Genomic DNA, 16,548 nt, shown 5'->3' on the forward strand with positions numbered 1-16,548 from the left:
GCCGCCCTCCTCCGACCGAAGGTGGTCGAGGAGGGCCGCATGGGAGCGGCAGTGCGGCTGCCACGCCTCGCACAAGCGTGCCGGCGCAACGCTCCCGGAGCCGCATGATGCGGATCTTGCGACCCTCGCAGGCGGGGCAGCGAGGCGACTGCAGAGGCGACCGTACGAGCCGCCGTCGAGATGGTGGGTGGCGGTTGTCCGCGCGTGATCGTCCACGGTCACGTCGATGTCGTACGGGTCTTCCCAGCCGTGTCCGCAGTCGAGGCAGATGGCCAGGTTGTGGGTGGCCACGACGCAGGCGGATCTGGTCGGACAGCCAGGTAGCCCGGGGCCTGCCGTACGCGATCGCCTTTGCCAAGGCCGTCGAGGGCCCGGCTCGGACCGCCCGCCCAGCGCGTCCTGCCGGGCAGCCTCGACGGACGCGTCCAGGGCCCGCGTCGTCGCGTTGACGTACTCCGCCCCCGCACGCTCCGAGCGGTCCACCTGCAGTCTGTGGAACTCCCGGTGCATCGCCTCCATGAACACGCGGAACGACGCATACCGTTCAGGAGGACTTGCGCGCCACGACGCCCAGCAGTGCACGACCCACTCACGGGCCGCGTCCACGCCCCCGGATCCAGCAGGACATAGACCGCGTCCGCCCCCACATCCAGCTGCAGCGCCCGCTGCCACATCCCGGCGAGCAGCGCCTCCCCGGGCGTGGGGGCGTCGTCCAGCTCCCCGGGGAAGTACTCGGACAGGCCCGCCGCGTCCTCGTGCCACCGGACCTGCTCGGTGCCGGCGCAACGTCCGGTACGAGGGGCGCAGCCGGTGTCCGAGCCGCTGCTCCAGGGCGTGGATCCGCTCCTCGGGCGCGGGCGGGAACCTGAGCCAACGCGTATGCAGGGGCGCCTCGTCCCGCGCGTGCCACCCGCCTGCCGGTGCGCTCGGGTCCTGCACGTCCGCCCACTCCTGGCCCCGCCGCACCAGGAAGGACCGCCAGTCGTCGATCGTGTCCGTCAGGACGACGATCCTGGCAGCCACCACTGACAACGCCACCTCCCAGCACGGCGGTTCGGGAGGTCCCGGCAGGCACCGGACTTCAGCGCGGGGTGACTACCCTGACGGACACGACACCGCCGGTGCCCAAGTCGGCGTTCGCGCCCGCGGTGTCGCCGGCATCCTCGGTGCGCACCGACCGCAGCGGGTGGCCGCGTCGCGGGCGGCCGAGGGGCGAGCCGAGCGGCGTATCACGGAGGGGCCGAGCAGTCGGCAAAGTGGAGAGCCCAGCCTGGGGAGCGGGCGACGGTCTGCCCGAGCACCGACCTTGGCATACTGCAACGATGGCAGGCACAGCCGCGCATACCCGCACACTTCTGGCAGCATCCTTGTCCGTGGCGCTCGCCCCCCCCTGGCCGCAGGCTGCGCGAACAGCCCCTCCTCCCAGGCCGCCCAACTTGCTCGTCCACCGGCGGCCCGACCGTCCCCAGCCGTATCCATGTGGACGTCGCCGACGTCGACCTGACGATCACGGGCGCCGTCGCGCACCTCGACCGCTCCGGGGACGGCACGCTCACCATGTCCGTACGGAACGATGACGGCGCGTCCCCGAAGACCTCGGCATGGTCGCGACCCCGCACGGCGGACGGGATGTCCTGGTCGGGAGGACGTCGGCCGAGGGCAACGGCCCGCTGTCCACCGCCGGGATTCTGCTGCTGAGCGGCACCGCCGTCACGTCCGGCGGCAGCGGACCGCGCGTGGTGCTGCATGACGTGCACGGCGTCACCACGAAGCGCACGCTGCCGGTGCCGGTGGCGCCGCAGTTCGGTGTGACTGGACCGGTCCGGTTCCAGGCAGGCGTCACCTCATCCTGAACGCCCTGTCTCCGACCGATGTGCACGCACGCGTAGCGGCACCGCTGCGAATCCGCCCGTGGTGCCGGTGAAGGCCGCGTCGAGGGCCTGGGCACGGTCGGCGTAGCCCGTGATGCGCGTGATCAGGCCGTCAGTGACGTCGAAGACGTGATACACGACGCTCTCCGGGTCGGCCGGAGGCACCGCGCCATGGATCCGCAGGCCGAAAACAACGGCCGCCGGGTACGTGAAGGTCTCTTCGACACTTGCCCGCAGTCCGAGCGCGTGCAGGCGGGCGCAGCGGCTCAGGACATGGGAGCGGGCGTGGCAGCCGGTGTCACCGCCGCCTGGCGGGCTCCAGTGCACGTTCGGGTGCAGGACCGCGGCGAGCAGCCGGCAGTCGGCGGCCTCCAGGGCTTCGCGCAGGTGAGCGGTGACAACGCTCGGGCCTGACCGGGGGCGTGACGGCATCTGGTCCTCTCCACATTACGGGGCTGCTCACCCAAACTCTCCATCGCCTGCGAGGACTTGCTCCACCTCAAGCGGCGTCCGGCGCGTTCGCCGATCCCGTCCAGGCCGGTACCGCGGCGAGTCGACGCAGGGACGGTCGTTGCCGGCCGGCCAGCGTGGTGCCGGCGATGTGGCTTGCGCCGGGCAGGCCGGCGAACCGCAGGGCAAGACGGCGCAAACGCAGCTGCCGGGTCGATTCGGGGACGAACCACCGGGCCATCCTGCGGGCGGCGCGCTGCCTGCGTGCGATGACCGGCCGCCACAACCGTTCGTATCCGGCGAGTGCGTCCTCGACGCGGCGGGCACAGGCGAGTTGGTCGGCCAGGACGTAGGCCCCGGCGATCGCCAGGGAGGCACCCTGTCCGGCGACCAGGGACACGGCGTGACAGGCGTCGCCCACCAGCACAATGCGCCCGCGGCTCCAGTACGGCAGGACGGTCTGGGCGACCTGGTCGTAGTAGACCTGCGAGGGCGGCGGGCAGTTGGCCAGGGCGCGGGGTACGAGCCAGCCGAGCGAGCCGTACTCGCGGCACAGCGCGGCCCGGATGTCGTGGGGCAGGCCGGGTTCGGTGGCGCGGTGCACGGCGAACGCGGCGACCTTGCCGTCCCGCAGGGCGTAGAGGCCCATCTGCCGGTCGACGGTGTCGGTGAGGCAGAACCGGTCGCCTAGTTCCGCGTGCGCCTCGGGGTCGTCGAAGGTGAACGCGGCGGTGTGGTAACCCAGGTGTCGCACGTACTGCCGCTCGTCGCCGAAGACCAGAGCGCGCACGGTGGAGTGGATTCCGTCGGCTCCGACGAGGAGGTCGGCGTCGAGTGTGGTGCCGTCGGTGAGTGTCACGTGGACGCCGTAAGCGTTCGAGTCGATGCGCGCCGGACCGACCCCGAAGCGCAGGCCGACGGCGAAGGACAGCCGCTCGCGCAGCGCGAGTTCGAGGTCCGGCCGCATGATGCTCAACAGGCGCCCGTTCAGGGAACGGGCGAACCGGTCGTACCCGAGCCGGGCACGGCACCGGCCGTGGTCGTCAAGGAAGGCCGCCTCGGAGACCGGGTAGCAGAGTTCCTCGAGCCAGGGCAGCACACCCATCGCCTCGGCCGCGTCGTAGCCCGGACCGAAGAAGTCGATCACATACCCCTCGGTGCGGGGCCGCGGGGCCTTCTCGAGGACCACGACCTCCCAGCCGAGCGCGTTGTGCAGGCGGCCGGCCAGCGACAGACCGGCGATACCGGCTCCGCAGATCACTGCCCTCATCGGCGTGCACCGCCTCTCCCGCGCCTCTGGCGCTCTCGCCCCTCCCCCTACTCTTGCACTATGCAAAGCTTAGGTGTCAAGTAGACGCCCGGGTCAGCCGGAAGCCCCGCCTGCGCGGCGAGAGGGCGGCCGGACATCTTGATGGACCCCTAAACGCTTCACTGATGACTTTTTGACGTACCGTCGACCGCGGTGTGCCGGGGAGACGGGTCGGCGAAGTGTCCCCTGGTGAGTTGTCCGTACGGACATCAAGAAGGGTCTTCGCGTGACCTCGTCCAAGTCGACTGCCGCCGTCGCAGCCGCCCCGTCCCTCGACGTGCGTGCCCGCGGCCCGCGTCGTTCCGTCCTCTTCTTCGCCTTCGCCTTCACGGTGATCGCCGACCCGGTCTCCTCGGCGGCGTACGCGATCGAGGCGGCGCTGCGCGCCCTGCACGGCGACCTCGCACTGCTTCTGCCGATGATGAGCCTGGTCATCGGACTCGTCGTGATCGTCACCGCCAACTACTGGCAACTCGTACGACGCTTCCCCAAGGGCGGCCGCGGCCGGGCGGGCCTTCGGCAAGAACGAGATCTACGACCCGGCGACGAAGACCTGGTCGAAGGCCCCGACCCGCCACTTCCCCACCTATCAAGTTCGACACCACCGCCGCCAACATCATGCGCGTGCCCCACGGCCGGATCTTCCCGACGATCGCCAAGATTCGCGCCAGCACCAAGAACACGCTCGTACGTCAGCTCGCCCACCTGGCCAACGACACCGTCCTCGACCACATCACCGTGCTGGAGAAGACCGGCGTCGTGAACTTCGAGCAGGTCACCTTCCAGCAGACCACCCCGCCCAAGCTCCCCAAGGAGCAGCTCACCCGGCCCGCACCCCAGCCCGGCGGACCCGTCGTCGTCCTCACCGCCCGCCCCGACCTGAACATCAACACCGCCTCCACGACGCCCAGCCCCTCGGCCGGCTGATCAGCGGCGGGCAGCGCCGCCCACGCCCGGAGAACCCGGGGCTCGGGAGGGGCTGGAGAGCCGATAGGAGCGGACGACGGCGACCAGGCTTCCGGCGACGAGTGCGGCCGCCCAGGGGGCCAGGTCGCGCAGCGGCCCCGGCGCGCCGGGGCCCGTCCGCGCACCGCGCGGGGGCACCCGCCCCTCGGGGTCGTACACGACGGCGAGCGCGTCTCCGGGCCGGGTCGCCTGCCCGCAGCCGCGCCAGATGCGGACCTTGAGCGGTACGCCGTCGGCGTCCGCCACCGAGCACAGGTACCGGGCACGCCCTTCGTCCGCCGCCGGGCCGTCTTCGACCGACGTCACCACCACCGACTGCACTCGCCCCCGCTGCGCCAGCACCACGCCCGCCGAGGCCTGGGGTGCCTGCAACGCGAGGCACACCCCGAGCAACGCGGCGATGCCGACCAGTGCACGTCCGGCCCCCACGAAGGACAGATACAGAGCAAGGGCTCCCGCGCACACCATGCCCGCCTCGCCGTCGGCCAGCGAGGGCCTCCCCGTCCAGGCGCCGAAGAGCGTTGCACCTAGGATCGCCCCGGCTCCGAGGGTCCCCGCAAGGATTCCCTCCCCCACCAGCCACCGGGGCGGCAGCCCAACAAACTCCGCGGGCCCCCACACCGAGGTACGCAGATGCGCCATGAGGTGCGGCTCGGAGGGGGGCAAGAGCCGATGCCTTCGGCGCACAAGCATCACAATCCCCGCATCCTTCCCGACCGTCAGTGACCGCTCATGCCACCGCCGAGGCGGCGTAACCTCCGCAACCCCGACCAGGCACACTCATGTCGCGCGCATTGCCGGGGTGCGGCAGTGCAGCCCACGTCCACAATTCCCTTGCATTATGCAAAATCTGCAGGGCTCGGAGAAGAGCCGTCCGGAAGTCGGACCGCCCGGCCGGGAAGAGCGTCACGCGTCGTGCGCCATCACACCGTCCACGACCCAGCCGAGCGGATGCGGTTCCGGATCGTCCAGGGCCGGAGTCGGGGGCTCTCCCCCTGCCTTGTTGAAGGCATTGAGAGCCTCGATGAGCGCCAGCCGCTGTGTCGGGCCCAGCCGTGCGACGATCGTGGCGATCTCGGCGCGGCGCCGGGCGGTGACGTCCTCGACGGTGCGTCGGCCTTCCTCGGTGAGCTGGAGCAGGGTCTCGCGACGGTTGCCGGGGTTGGTCTGCCGGTCGGCCAGCCCGGCCGCGATGAGCCGGTCGACCATCCGCATCGCGGTCGACGGCGCCACCTGGAGCAGGTCGGCGAGGGCGACCAGCTTGGTGGCACCCCGGGTGGACAGCACGACCAGCATCCGGAACTGCGGCAGCGTCACCCGCTCCTCGACCTCGGCGAGCGAGCGGGCGGAAACCGCCACCAGCAGGCGGGATGCGGTCAGCACCGCCCTGGTGACCGCATCGACGTCGTCCATCGCCCCCGCAGGGTTCTCACGCTCCGGCATGTGTCCTTTCTACCGTGCCGAAGTCGCTGCTCACTCACACGATGGGAACAGATTTTCCTTCCCCATGACCGTGATACCGCAGCAGCAGCATCGCGGCGTCGTCGTGGAGCGGCCCGGCGGCGTGCCGGACCAGGTCCTCGCGCAGGGCCTGAAGGGCGCGGTCGGCATCGGGTTCCTTGAGCAGGTCCGCCCGATCGCCGAGGGGGTAGAAAACGCCGCCCGCATCCCGCGCCTCGGTGACGCCGTCGGTGTACAGCAGCAGCTGCTCGCCGGGCGCGAAATCCACCCGATAGGGTTTGGGCCCCTCACTCCCGTGGGCGCCAAGCCCCAGGGGAAGGGCGTACGCGAGCGGGCGCGGGAAGTCGACGCCGCCGTCCTGACGTACGACCATCGGGGCCGGATGACCGTAGTTGAGGAAGACAACTTCACGATCTTCGCCGATCTCGGCGAGGACGGCGGTGACGAACTTCTCCCCCTCCAACTCCCTGGCCACGCTGCGTTCCAGACGCTCACCCAGCCCCACCAGGTCGGGTTCGTCGTGGGCTGCCTCCCGGAAGGCACCGAGCACCACCGCGGCGGTCTCCACCGCGGTCAGCCCCTTGCCCTGCACGTCCCCCACGATCACCCGGATCCCGTGCGGCGAAGCGACCACCTCGTACAAATCACCGCCGATGCGCGCCTCGGCGACCGCCGAGGTGTACGACACCGCCGCCTGCAGTGGGCCTGCGGTCCGCGGCACCGGGCGCAGCAGCACCCGTTGGGCCACCTCAGCGATCGACCGCACACTGGCCAGCTCCGCCTCCCTGCGCGAACGTGTCACCGCGGCCGCGATGCCCACGCCGGTGACACCCGCCACCGACACCATCGCCGTGAAGCCCCGACGCTCCTCGAACAGCCCGTCGTACAGTCCGAGCCCCACGCAGAGCAACAGCGCCACCGCACCGATCAGCGCCGTACGCCGCCACCCGCCGACCAGCCCGGAGAACGCCGGCCCGAGCGAGACCAGCGGCAGAAACCCCACCCCCGGCCCGGCGACGACATCCGCCACGGCCACCACGACCATCGCGGCCACCGGCATCCACGACAGCATGGCAAAACCAGACATCGGCTTCTCCACGGTCACACGTCCTCCAGCGACGTCCCAGCGCATGAGAGCCGCCCGATTGCTTTTGGCACAGACACCCCTCCCTGCCTTTAGACTATGCAAAGGTTTCGGTGGGGAAGGGGCTCTCATCCCGGCCCTTTACCCAATAGAGGCCGAGAGCCGACATGTCCGACGCCCGGAAGGCGAAGATGCCCCACAGACAGACCGCCCCGGGCCGACCCCCACTCCCCGTCGGCTGGCGGCGTTTCGCCGCCCGCTTGCCGATTCTCCTCTTCCGCTGGGGGCTGGGATGGGTCTTCGGCAAGCGGCTGCTCCTACTGCACCACACGGGCCGCGTCACCGGACTCGACCGCCGGGCAGCCCTCGAAGTGGTGGAGTACGAGCCGACGGACGGCTGCTGGATCGTCGCGTCCGGTTTCGGCCCGCGGGCAGCCTGGTACCGCAATCTGCGCGCGGAGCCGAAGACCGTCATCGAGGTGGGCAACCGCCACCACGCCGTCACGGCCCACTTCCTCGCCCCTGACGACGGGGCCGAGATCATGGCCCGCTACGCCCTGCGGCACCCACGGACCGCACGCCGCTTGTGCACGTTCATGGGTTTTCCGTCGGACGGCACCGACGCCGGGTTCCGGGAGGCCGGCAGGGCCGTTCCCTTTGTACGCCTGGACGCCGGACCCGGTTCTCGGCTGCCATGACCCGCGGCGACACCCAGCGTCGAACAGAATCCAGAGTGGTTCAGGTGCGGCACAGGGCAGGGCCAGGCCGAAAAGCCGCTCTGCTAGCACCAGCGATCAGATTTTGCACTATGCAAAAATTGCACTGAGGGGTCGAGTCGGCGGTCCGGAGTTTCGCCCAGCGCCCAGGAGTGACCGGCACGGGATCGCAGGTCGGGGCGACGCACCGGACGCCGGCGGGCCCCCCGCCGTCCGGCCCTCGGCGATGCGCACGCCCTTCCGCCGATCCTCGCGATCTGCTGACGCTGGAACGCCTCGCCCGTTGCCGCCGTCCACAAGGATGGGACCCGCCAGCCGAGGAGAAGAGACACAGTGGCCACTGAAGAACCAGCCGGTGGCAGGACGCCGGGCGAGGGAGGCGACACTCCGTCCGTCCCGGATGCCGTGTGGCGGAAGTTCCTCGACGACACCGAGCACGCCATCCGGACCTCCGCGCCCAGAGAGCTCTCCGCGCGCGAGCGGGCGCGCGAAGTCCGCCATGTCACCGCGGACACGGAGGGCCCAGGGCAGGAACGCCGAAGGGAAACGGACGAACGCGGGTCGGGCCCGATGGACGCGGTCGGGGAGATGTGGGAACTGGAGGATCGGTGGCCCCCGGCATGGCGGGACATGGACAGCCGGGCCCGGCGCCGACGCGCGGGCCGCGCCCTCGGTACGGTCGCCGCGGTCATCGTGGCCGTGGGAGCCCTGTCCCATCTGCCCACCGGCTCGGGCGCGCCCGACGGCACGCCCGGCGACAGCACTTCACAGCAGTCCGAAGACGTGCTGCCGGACGGTGTGCCCACCGCGACCGACCTCCCCTCCGCACCGGCCTACGCGGGTTCGCCCCCTCCAACGCCCCACACCGGGTGAGACGCACAAGAGACAGAAGGCGCACGTTCCGCCGGCCGAGCCGCGACTGGACACGGCCATCGGATCGAATACCATTCCGAACTGCCGTCGCGCTGGGGGGAACATGACCGTCACCAAGCTTCTGAGACTCGCCCTCGCCGCCACGCTCCTGGCCTCAGCCACCGCCTGCGGAGTGTCATCCGTGCCGGACGTCTCGGCGAGCACCACGACCAGCTCGGGGGCCGCCGAGACGCGTCGTGCGGCAGACCACGAGCCGGTCGACGCCGTCATGCCCGATGTCATCGGCGGCAACGCCGGGCGCGCGCACGAGCAGATGAGTTCCGAAATCGACATGATCTTCAAGGACGCGAGCGGACAGGGGCGTCCGGTGGACGACCCGGCTGCGTGGAAGATCTGCACCTCCCAGCCGGGCCCGAACCAGCAGATCACCGATTTCCCGGTGGTCTTCCACGTGGTGAAAGTTTCGGAGAGCTGCGAGGACACGACGCCGAAGTGATGTGTCCGAGGACTCTGACGTCCCGCCACGGTCTTCCACACCAGTGCTGTGCAACGGCAGGCCCCGTAGCCGCCCCACCAGAGGTCAGCCCAGCAACCGCCCGTAGATGACCCAAGCTTCCCAAGCTGAGACTTCGGCGAAGGCGTCGACAGCCTGCTGCGCGGCGGCGAGCACGCCGTCGACGGAAGCGGCGTCCGTGCCTGGCCAGTTCGTCCGCGTCGCGGCGAAGTGCGCGCCGACCAGAGCGCGCAGGCCGTAACCCGCTTCTGCGGCCCGCTCGCCCAGGGCCCGGCGGGAGTCGCGCTCTCGCTCGTCTTCGACGGGGTGCTGGAAGGGCTCTTCGACGGACTCGGGGTCCTGGACGGACTCTTCGACGGGCTGCTGTCGCTGCCGGTCATCGCCGGGTTCGTCTCCATGCTCGGCTTCGGCGGCGCTATCACACTGGGCACAACCGGGTTCGGCGCCGGCCCCGCCGCTGTCGTGGGCACGGGGGCGGGCATCGGAGCGGGCTGGCTGACCCCGCACTGGTGGCGGCGCTGAAGGAGATCTACACGGCGTCGACTGAACAGGCTGCCCAGCAGGCACTGGAAAACTTCGCCGCAGGCGAGTCGGGTCCACGCTATCCGGCGATCGTGCGGACCTGGCGAGCCGCCTGGAGCGAGTTCACCCCCTGCCTCGCCTTCCCGCCGAAGATAAGGAAGGTTGTCTACTCGACAAACCTCATTGAGTCGATCAACGCCCGGCTGCGGAAGACCACCCGCAACCGCGGGCACTTCCCATCCGACCAAGCGGCGTTGAAGGTGCTCTTCCTCGCAGTCCGCGAGCTGATCACCCCCAAGGCACGCGATGTCAACCACGTCGCGGCACACTGGAAGAAGGCTCTGAACCAGTTCTCACTCTTCTTCGAGGACCGGCTCAACGTCCGGTGAACGACGGTGAACGACAAGGACTTACACAAAGTCCCTTACACGCCCCCGCGTTGCGATCCGACGCCGGTACACCAGGTACGGCCGGGCCAGGTAGCCAACGGGCACGCTCCACACGTGGACGAGACGGGTGAACGGCCAGACAGCGAAGAGCAGGCAGGCGGTGAGCGCGTGCAGTTGGAAGAGCAGCGGTGCTCCGGCGATCGCCTCGGGCGCAGGTTGCAGGGTGAAGATCCCGCGGAACCACACGGAGACTGTGGTCCGGTAGTCGTAGCCGCCGCCGAACACGTTGTGCGCGGCGGTGGCGGTGATGCCGAGAAGCACGGTGGCTGCCAGCAGCGGGAACAGAACCTTGTCGCTCCGGTCGGTTGTGAGGCGGATCCGGCGGGTCAGCAGGCGGCGGGCGCAGAGCATGCCGAGTCCGGCGACCATGGCGAGACCTGCGACGGAGCCGACCCAGACGGCTGTGGCGTGGTAGGCGTGTTCGCTGATGCCTGCGGCTTCCGTCCAGGAGGCGGGTACGGCGAGTCCGACCACGTGTCCGGCGATCACCATGAAGGCGCCGAGGTGGAACAGCGGGCTGCCCCAGCGCAGCCAGCGGTGTTCGAGAAGCTGGCTGGTGTGGGAGGTCCAGCCGAACTGGTCGTGCTGGTATCGCCAGACGTGACCGTCGGCGAACACGGCGAGACAGGCGTAGGGGAAGGCGACCCAGAGGAGAAGATCGGCTCCGGAGGTGTTCATCGGTGTTCCTTGTCCGTGGTCGGTGGGATCGGCTCGGGCGGCGTGAGGGCGCCGGGCGGGGCGAACAGGCCGCCCGCGTACGGGTCGAGGCCGACGTCCTCGGCGGGCGGGCCCTGCGCGGCCAGCTCGGCCACGGCCGCGCCGTCGGCCGCGGTGGGCGGCGGGAGCAGGGTGAGCAGCGCGGTCAGGAGGTGACGGTAGGGCGACTCTGCGTCCGTCAGTGCCCGGTGGATCAGCTGGAGCCCGCGCCGGTGCCGGCGCAGCGGCGCCTCGCCCGCTCCGGGACCGGCCAGGGCGGCGAACTCCAGGGCGACCGGCAGATGGTCGGGCAGTTCGCCGTCCGTGATCTCCCATCCGCCTGCCCGATAGGTCTGGGCCAGGGTGTGCAGGGCCATGCCCCGGCGGCGGGTGTCGCCATGCAGGTAGTAGGTGAGGTAGAGGCTACTTCTGCGGCGGAGGTCGAACGTCTCGACGTAGAGCTGTTCGAGGGTGTCGGGTTCCTGAGTGGTGAACCAGGCGGTGAACGCTGCGAGTTCGGTGGCGGTGGGAGACGGAGGCAGTGCCTCGACCGCAGCGGTCACGGCGGGCCGAGCGGCGACTATTTCGGCGTCCGGGTACTGCAGCAGCAGGGACATCAGCCGCAACAGCAGGGTGCGCCGTTCGGCCTCGACCGGGTCCGGGATGCGGCGGCGGACGGCGGCCGCGCGGACCCGGGTGCGGACAGCGGCGGTAACGGTGGCGGGCAGGGGGCTCATGCGGGGCCTCCGGCGGACGTGCGGTGCAGGGTGGGCATGCCGAGCTGCACCCGGCGGTCGGACGGTTCACCCGCGGACTCGACGGGGCAGCGGTTCTCCATCGCCGTGAGCGCGGCGGCGTCCTCCTTGTGCGCGGCCGGCACGACGTACCGGTCCTGGTACTTGGCGACGGCGAGCAGCCGGTGCAGGTCCTCCGCCTCGCGTGCGCTGAGCCCGACGGCCTCGAGCGCTGTCCCGTCGGCGTCCTCGCCGAGAATGCGGGAGCGCATGTACGAGCGCAGAGCGGTGAGCTTCATCAGCACACCGGCCACCACGTCGGTGTCCCCGGCTGCGAAGAACGCACATCCGCCAGCCTCGGCAGCGGTTCTGGTCGACCAGGACGATGCCGTCCTCGACGCGCTTGTAGAGCGCGCCGGACGGGCAGGCCGCCACGCAGGCCGGGTTGAGGCAGTGCTCGCACAGCCGGGGCAGGTGGAAGAGGAAGGTCTGCTCGAACTCGAACTTCACCTTCTGCGCCCAGCCGCCACTGAGGTTCGGGTCGTCTCCGGCGTGCTCGGGGGCCCCGCCGAGGCCGTCCTCCCAGTTGGCGCCCCAGGTGATGGAGGTCGGCTTTCCGGTGAGGACCGAGCGGGGGCGGGCGACGGGGATGTCCTGACCGGCCGGGGCGCTCACGAGGTTGTCGTAGTCGTAGGTGACCGGCTCGTAGTAGTCCTCGATGGCGGGCAGGTCGGGATTGGAGAACAGCGACAGCAGCCGCTTGACGCGGCCGCCCGAGCGCAGGACCAGCCGACCGCGTTTGTCGAGCATCCAGCCGCCCTTCCAGCGCTCCTGGTCCTCGTAGCGGCGCGGGTAGCCGACGCCGGGCTTGGTCTCGACGTTGTTGAACCAGGCGTACTCGACGCCGGTCCGGTTGGCCCACGTCTGCTTGCAGGTGACCGAGCAGGTGTGGCAGCCGATGCACTTGTCGAGGTTCATCACCATCGCCATCTGGGCCATGACACGCATCTCAGTACTCCACTTCCTGGCTGCGGCGGCGGATGACGGTGACCTCGTCGCGCTGGTTGCCGGTCGGACCGTAGTAGTTGAAGGCGTAGGTGAACTGGGCGTAGCCGCCTGCGAGATGGGTGGGCTTGAGCAGCAGCCGAGTCAGGGAGTTGTGGATGCCACCGCGCTTGCCGCTGACCTCGGTCTTGGGGACGTTCACCGTGCGGTCCTTGGCGTGGTACATGTACACCGTGCCCTCGGGCATCCGATGGGTGACCACGGCGCGGGCGGCGACGACGCCGTTGCGGTTGTACGCCTCGATCCACTCGTTGTCCTTGACGCCGATCTTCTCGGCGTCGGCCGTGGACATCCAGATGACAGGGCCGCCTCGGGAGAGGGCGAGCATGTAGGCGTTGTCCTGGTACTCGGAGTGGATGGACCACTTGGAGTGCGGGGTGAGATAGCGGACCGTCACCTCGGCCTGTCCGTCGTTCAGGTGCTCGTCGCCATAATGGCGGCGTGCGTCCAACGGAGGCCGGTAGACGGGAAGTTGCTCACCCAATTCGGTGATCCAGTCGTGCTGCACGAAGAAGTGCTGGCGGCCGGTGAGGGTGTGCCAGGGCTTCTTGTGCTCGGTGTTGATGACGAAGGGCGAATATCGACGGCCGCCGGTCTCGCTGCCCGACCATTCGTACGACGTGAGCACGGCCCGGGGCTGCGTGCGCGTGTCAGCGAAGGTGATGCGCTCGGCCTCCCGCTCGGCGGCGAGTCCGACGAGGCCCTCGCTGCCGGTTTGCCGCTCCAGTTCGCGGAAGCCCTCGGTGGCGAGACGGCCGTTGGTGGTGCCGGACAGGGCCAGAATGGCCTCGCACATGTCGGTGGCGGTGGCCAGGGACGGCCGACCGGCGGCCACGCCGTCGCGGACCGTACCGCAACGGCGGCGCAGGTCGTCGATCTCCCGGTCGGGGTGGACGGTGACGCCTTTGGTCGTGGTGCCGAGGGTGTCGAGCAGGGGGCCGACGGCGCGGATCTTTTCGGCGACGGACGGGTAGTCGCGCTCGATGGTGACCAGCTTGGGCATGGTCCGGCCGGGGACCGGCTCGCACTCCCCTGCCTTCCAGTCGCGCACGACGCCGCCCGGCTGGGCGAGTTCGTCGGGGGTGTCGTGCAGCAGGGGCACGGCCAGGACGTCGGTGCGGGTGCCCAGGTGTTCGCGGGCCAGTTCGCTGAACCGGTCGGCGATCGTGAGGAACGCGTCGTAGTCGGTGCGGGCCTGCCAGGGCGGGGCGATGGCCGGGGTGAAGGCGTGCACGAAGGGGTGCATGTCCGTGCTGGACAGGTCGTCCTTCTCGTACCAGGTCGCGGCCGGCAGGACCACGTCCGCGAGCAGACCGGTGGAGGTCATCCGGAAGTCCATGGTGACCAGCAGGTCGAGCTTGCCCTCGGGTGCCTCCTCCCGCCACACCACGTCCTCCCGCCACACCACGTCCTTCGGCCGTGCCTCGGACGGGGTCTGCTCGGAGCGCACGGACGCGTCCGTGCCCAGCAGGTGCCGCAGGAAGTACTCGTTGCCCTTGCCGGAGGAGCCGAGGAGATTGGCTCGCCACACGGTCAGCACCCGGGGAAAGTTGGCCGGATCGTCGGGGTCCTCCGCGGCGAACCGCAGCCGCCCGGACTTCAACTCGTCGACGATGTGCTCGGCTACCGGCCGACCGGCGGCCGCGGCCTCGTCGGTGAGGTCGAGCGGGTTGCGGTTGAAGCCGGGGTGTCCGGGGGTCCAGCCGAGGCGGACGGCCTGGGCGAGACAGTCCGCGAAGCCCTTTCCCGCGAACCGGCCCTCGCCGAGCGGGGAGGCCAGTTCGTCGGGTCCGAAGGCCTCGTACCGCCACTGGTCGGTGTTGAGGTACCAGTAGGAGGTCCCCGCCATGTGCCGGGTGGGGCGCTGCCAGTCGAAGGCGAAGGCGAGGTGTTGCAGACCGGTGATGGGGCGGATCTTCTCCTGGCCGACGTAGTGCGCCCAGCCTCCGCCGTTGACGCCCTGGCAGCCGGTCATCGTGGTCAGGGCCAGGAAGGCGCGGTAGATGGTGTCGGAGTGGAACCAGTGGTTGGTGCCGGCGCCCATCGCGATCATCGAACGGCCTTGAGTGCGCTCGGAGTTGCGGGCGAACTCGCGGGCGATCCGGGCGGTCTGTTCGGCCGGCACGGAGGTGATCGATTCCTGCCAGGCGGGGGTGTACGGCTGGGTCGCGTCCTCGTACGAGGAGGGCCAGACACCCGGCAGACCAGGGCGGCGGACTCCGTACTGGGCGAGCATCAGGTCGAAGACTGTCGTTACCAGGCGGCCGCCGATCCTACGGACCGGGACACCGCGCACCATGGTCGAGCCGCCCTCGGTGGCGCCCTCGTCGAAGCGCGGCAGCGCGATTTCGACGGTGTCCTCGGCGCGCTCCAGCAGGCTCAGTTCCGGGACCACGTCACCCAGGTCAAGGTTCCAGCGGCCCTGCCCGGCCTCCCCCCACCGGAAGCCGAGCGAGCCGCCGGGGACCACCGGTTCTCCGGTGGCCCGGTCCAGTAGGACGGTCTTGTACTGCGCGTGCTCGTCGTCGCGGCCGAGGTCGGCGGCGGTGAGGAACCCGTCGGGGACCAGGCCCCGGTCGTGCTCGCGCAGGGACACCAGGAAGGGGGCGTCCGTGAACGTCCTCAAGTACTGCTGGAAGTAGGGCACTTCGCGATCGACCAGGAACTCGCGCAGGATCACGTGTCCCATGGCCATTGCCAGCGCGCCGTCCGTGCCCGGGTGCGGGGACAGCCACTCGTCGGCGTGCTTGACGTTGTCGGCGTAGTCGGGGCTGACGGCGACGACCTTGGTGCCGTTGTAGCGGGTCTCGGTGAGGAAGTGCGCGTCGGGTGTGCGGGTGACGGGGATGTTGGAGCCCCACATCACCAGGTATCCCGCGTTCCACCAGTCGGCCGCCTCCGGGACGTCGGTCTGGTCGCCGAAGACCTGCGGCGAGGCGATCGGCAGGTCGGCGTACCAGTCGTAGAAGGAAAGCAGTGTGCCGCCGATCAGCGACAGGAAGCGGGCACCGGCCGCGAAGGACGCCATGGACATCGCCGGGATCGGGGAGAAACCGGCGACGCGGTCGGGGCCGTACGTCTTGATGGTGTGCACATGGGCGGCGGCGACCAGCTCGCTCACCTCGTCCCAGTCGGCCCGCACCAGGCCGCCCCTGCCGCGGGCCCGCTTGTAGGCGCGTGCCTTCGCCGGGTCTCCGGTGATCTCGGCCCAGGCCGCCACTGGGTCACCCAGGCGACGTCGGGCCTCGCGCCACAGCTTGAGCAACTCGCCACGCACGTACGGGTAGCGAACGCGGCTCGGCGAGTAGGTGTACCAGGAGAAGGACGCTCCGCGCGGGCAGCCGCGCGGCTCGTACTCGGGACAGTCCGTGCCGATCGACGGGTAGTCGGTGGCCTGGTGCTCCCAGGTGATGATGCCGTCCTTGACGTACACCATCCACGAGCACGAGCCGGTGCAGTTGACTCCGTGGGTGGACCGTACGACCTTGTCGTGCGCCCACCGGTCCCGGTAGAAGCCCTCCCATGCGGGATCGCCGTCGCCGAACACTGCCCGTCCGTCGCTCGAGACCTCACGGCGCGTCAGCAGCCGTCGGCCGGTCAGCGGCCGGCCCTCAGCGGGGCGCGTGCTTCTCTCGTTCTTCATGGGCGCCGACGCTAGGAGCCCTCGTCGCACCGCGCGTTGGGCCGAAGGTCCCTGTGCGCGTCCCGTGCGACCCCAAGCGGCCCGGATGGCGCGCGGACCGGGTCCGTTCGGTGGCGTTCGAGGGCCGTTCGGCCCACGGCACGGCGCCCGGGTGATCGTCGAGTCTGCCGACAGCCGTCGGCACACGTCGCACGT

General features: G+C 70.3%; 13 protein-coding genes and 3 pseudogenes. 7 read left to right on the plus strand and 9 right to left on the minus strand.

Features of this window, described 5'->3' with window-relative positions; translation table 11 throughout:
* The first annotated feature begins 1,601 nt into the window (after positions 1 to 1,601).
* Positions 1,602 to 1,853 (plus strand): hypothetical protein, encoded by a 252-nt coding sequence (locus OG390_RS01640; RefSeq protein WP_406164639.1) that lies wholly within the window; start codon positions 1,602 to 1,604, stop codon positions 1,851 to 1,853.
* Here the strand turns inward: OG390_RS01640 and OG390_RS01645 are convergent.
* Positions 1,845 to 2,303: a nuclear transport factor 2 family protein gene (locus OG390_RS01645; RefSeq protein ID WP_406164640.1), complete on the minus strand. Its 459-nt coding sequence runs from the start codon at positions 2,301 to 2,303 to the stop codon at positions 1,845 to 1,847. The genes OG390_RS01640 and OG390_RS01645 overlap by 9 nt on opposite strands.
* Positions 2,304 to 2,370: 67 nt before the next feature.
* Positions 2,371 to 3,591: an FAD-dependent monooxygenase gene (locus OG390_RS01650; protein WP_406164641.1), complete on the minus strand. Its 1,221-nt coding sequence runs from the start codon at positions 3,589 to 3,591 to the stop codon at positions 2,371 to 2,373.
* A 630-nt stretch (positions 3,592 to 4,221) separates the two neighbouring features.
* On the opposite strand from OG390_RS01650, the pseudogene OG390_RS01655 reads away from it, so the two are divergent.
* Positions 4,222 to 4,557, plus strand: a pseudogene (locus OG390_RS01655) (hypothetical protein); the annotation flags it as partial.
* On the opposite strand, the gene OG390_RS01660 reads toward OG390_RS01655, so the two are convergent.
* The 3 genes from OG390_RS01660 to OG390_RS01670 form a co-directional block, all read right to left on the minus strand.
* Positions 4,558 to 5,238 (minus strand): hypothetical protein, encoded by a 681-nt coding sequence (locus tag OG390_RS01660; protein ID WP_406164642.1) that lies wholly within the window; start codon positions 5,236 to 5,238, stop codon positions 4,558 to 4,560.
* A gap of 264 nt (positions 5,239 to 5,502) precedes the next feature.
* Positions 5,503 to 6,039 carry a MarR family winged helix-turn-helix transcriptional regulator gene (locus tag OG390_RS01665; protein WP_406164643.1) on the minus strand — a complete coding sequence of 179 codons (537 nt, stop codon included), beginning with the start codon at positions 6,037 to 6,039 and terminating at the stop codon, positions 5,503 to 5,505.
* Between the two features lie 34 nt (positions 6,040 to 6,073).
* Complete coding sequence (locus tag OG390_RS01670) at positions 6,074 to 7,144, minus strand: PP2C family protein-serine/threonine phosphatase (RefSeq protein WP_406164644.1); 1,071 nt, start codon at positions 7,142 to 7,144, stop codon at positions 6,074 to 6,076.
* A 188-nt stretch (positions 7,145 to 7,332) separates the two neighbouring features.
* Between OG390_RS01670 and OG390_RS01675 the strand changes: the two genes are divergently transcribed.
* The 5 genes and pseudogenes from OG390_RS01675 to OG390_RS01695 all read left to right on the plus strand — a co-directional run bounded on the left by OG390_RS01675 (position 7,333) and on the right by OG390_RS01695 (position 10,155).
* Complete coding sequence (locus OG390_RS01675; protein WP_406177449.1) at positions 7,333 to 7,839, plus strand: nitroreductase family deazaflavin-dependent oxidoreductase; 507 nt, start codon at positions 7,333 to 7,335, stop codon at positions 7,837 to 7,839.
* Positions 7,840 to 8,190: 351 nt separating this feature from the next.
* The gene (locus OG390_RS01680) at positions 8,191 to 8,730 is read left to right on the plus strand and encodes a hypothetical protein (RefSeq protein WP_406164645.1); all 540 of its coding nucleotides are present in this window, start codon (positions 8,191 to 8,193) and stop codon (positions 8,728 to 8,730) included.
* 103 nt (positions 8,731 to 8,833) lie between these two features.
* Positions 8,834 to 9,226, plus strand: coding sequence for a hypothetical protein (locus tag OG390_RS01685; RefSeq protein ID WP_406164646.1), 393 nt, complete (start codon positions 8,834 to 8,836; stop codon positions 9,224 to 9,226).
* 228 nt (positions 9,227 to 9,454) lie between these two features.
* A pseudogene (locus OG390_RS01690) lies at positions 9,455 to 9,745 on the plus strand (hypothetical protein); the annotation flags it as partial.
* Between the two features lie 8 nt (positions 9,746 to 9,753).
* Positions 9,754 to 10,155, plus strand: coding sequence for a transposase (locus OG390_RS01695; RefSeq protein ID WP_406164647.1), 402 nt, complete (start codon positions 9,754 to 9,756; stop codon positions 10,153 to 10,155).
* 21 nt (positions 10,156 to 10,176) lie between these two features.
* Here OG390_RS01695 and narI read toward each other — a convergent pair whose 3' ends face one another.
* From narI to OG390_RS01715, 4 genes and pseudogenes are all read right to left on the minus strand, one after another.
* Positions 10,177 to 10,893 carry a respiratory nitrate reductase subunit gamma gene (gene narI, locus OG390_RS01700; RefSeq protein WP_406164648.1) on the minus strand — a complete coding sequence of 239 codons (717 nt, stop codon included), beginning with the start codon at positions 10,891 to 10,893 and terminating at the stop codon, positions 10,177 to 10,179.
* Positions 10,890 to 11,648 (minus strand): nitrate reductase molybdenum cofactor assembly chaperone, encoded by a 759-nt coding sequence (gene narJ, locus OG390_RS01705; protein WP_406164649.1) that lies wholly within the window; start codon positions 11,646 to 11,648, stop codon positions 10,890 to 10,892. Before narJ ends, narI begins: the two co-directional genes overlap by 4 nt.
* Positions 11,645 to 12,653 (minus strand): annotated as a pseudogene (locus OG390_RS01710) (4Fe-4S dicluster domain-containing protein). The gene narJ and the pseudogene OG390_RS01710 overlap by 4 nt, the downstream one beginning before the upstream one ends.
* Position 12,654: 1 nt before the next feature.
* A complete protein-coding gene (locus OG390_RS01715) occupies positions 12,655 to 16,353 on the minus strand; it encodes a nitrate reductase subunit alpha (protein WP_406164650.1) in 3,699 nt (1,232 codons plus the stop codon).
* Positions 16,354 to 16,548 lie beyond the last annotated feature (195 nt).

The sequence above is a fragment of the Streptomyces sp. NBC_00996 genome (assembly GCF_045162675.1).
Classification (GTDB): domain Bacteria; phylum Actinomycetota; class Actinomycetes; order Streptomycetales; family Streptomycetaceae; genus Streptomyces.

Excerpts from the sequence above, each read along its gene's own strand:
- OG390_RS01685 (WP_406164646.1), top strand. The coding sequence starts at position 8,834 with ATGACCGTCACCAAGCTTCTGAGACTCGCCCTCGCCGCCACGCTCCTG.
- OG390_RS01650 (WP_406164641.1), bottom strand. The coding sequence starts at position 3,591 with ATGAGGGCAGTGATCTGCGGAGCCGGTATCGCCGGTCTGTCGCTGGCC.
- OG390_RS01640 (WP_406164639.1), top strand. The coding sequence starts at position 1,602 with ATGGTCGCGACCCCGCACGGCGGACGGGATGTCCTGGTCGGGAGGACG.
- OG390_RS01665 (WP_406164643.1), bottom strand. The coding sequence starts at position 6,039 with ATGCCGGAGCGTGAGAACCCTGCGGGGGCGATGGACGACGTCGATGCG.
- OG390_RS01670 (WP_406164644.1), bottom strand. The coding sequence starts at position 7,144 with ATGTCTGGTTTTGCCATGCTGTCGTGGATGCCGGTGGCCGCGATGGTC.
- OG390_RS01660 (WP_406164642.1), bottom strand. The coding sequence starts at position 5,238 with ATGGCGCATCTGCGTACCTCGGTGTGGGGGCCCGCGGAGTTTGTTGGG.
- OG390_RS01675 (WP_406177449.1), top strand. The coding sequence starts at position 7,333 with ATGCCCCACAGACAGACCGCCCCGGGCCGACCCCCACTCCCCGTCGGC.
- narI (WP_406164648.1), bottom strand. The coding sequence starts at position 10,893 with ATGAACACCTCCGGAGCCGATCTTCTCCTCTGGGTCGCCTTCCCCTAC.
- OG390_RS01645 (WP_406164640.1), bottom strand. The coding sequence starts at position 2,303 with ATGCCGTCACGCCCCCGGTCAGGCCCGAGCGTTGTCACCGCTCACCTG.
- OG390_RS01715 (WP_406164650.1), bottom strand. The coding sequence starts at position 16,353 with ATGAAGAACGAGAGAAGCACGCGCCCCGCTGAGGGCCGGCCGCTGACC.
- narJ (WP_406164649.1), bottom strand. The coding sequence starts at position 11,648 with ATGAGCCCCCTGCCCGCCACCGTTACCGCCGCTGTCCGCACCCGGGTC.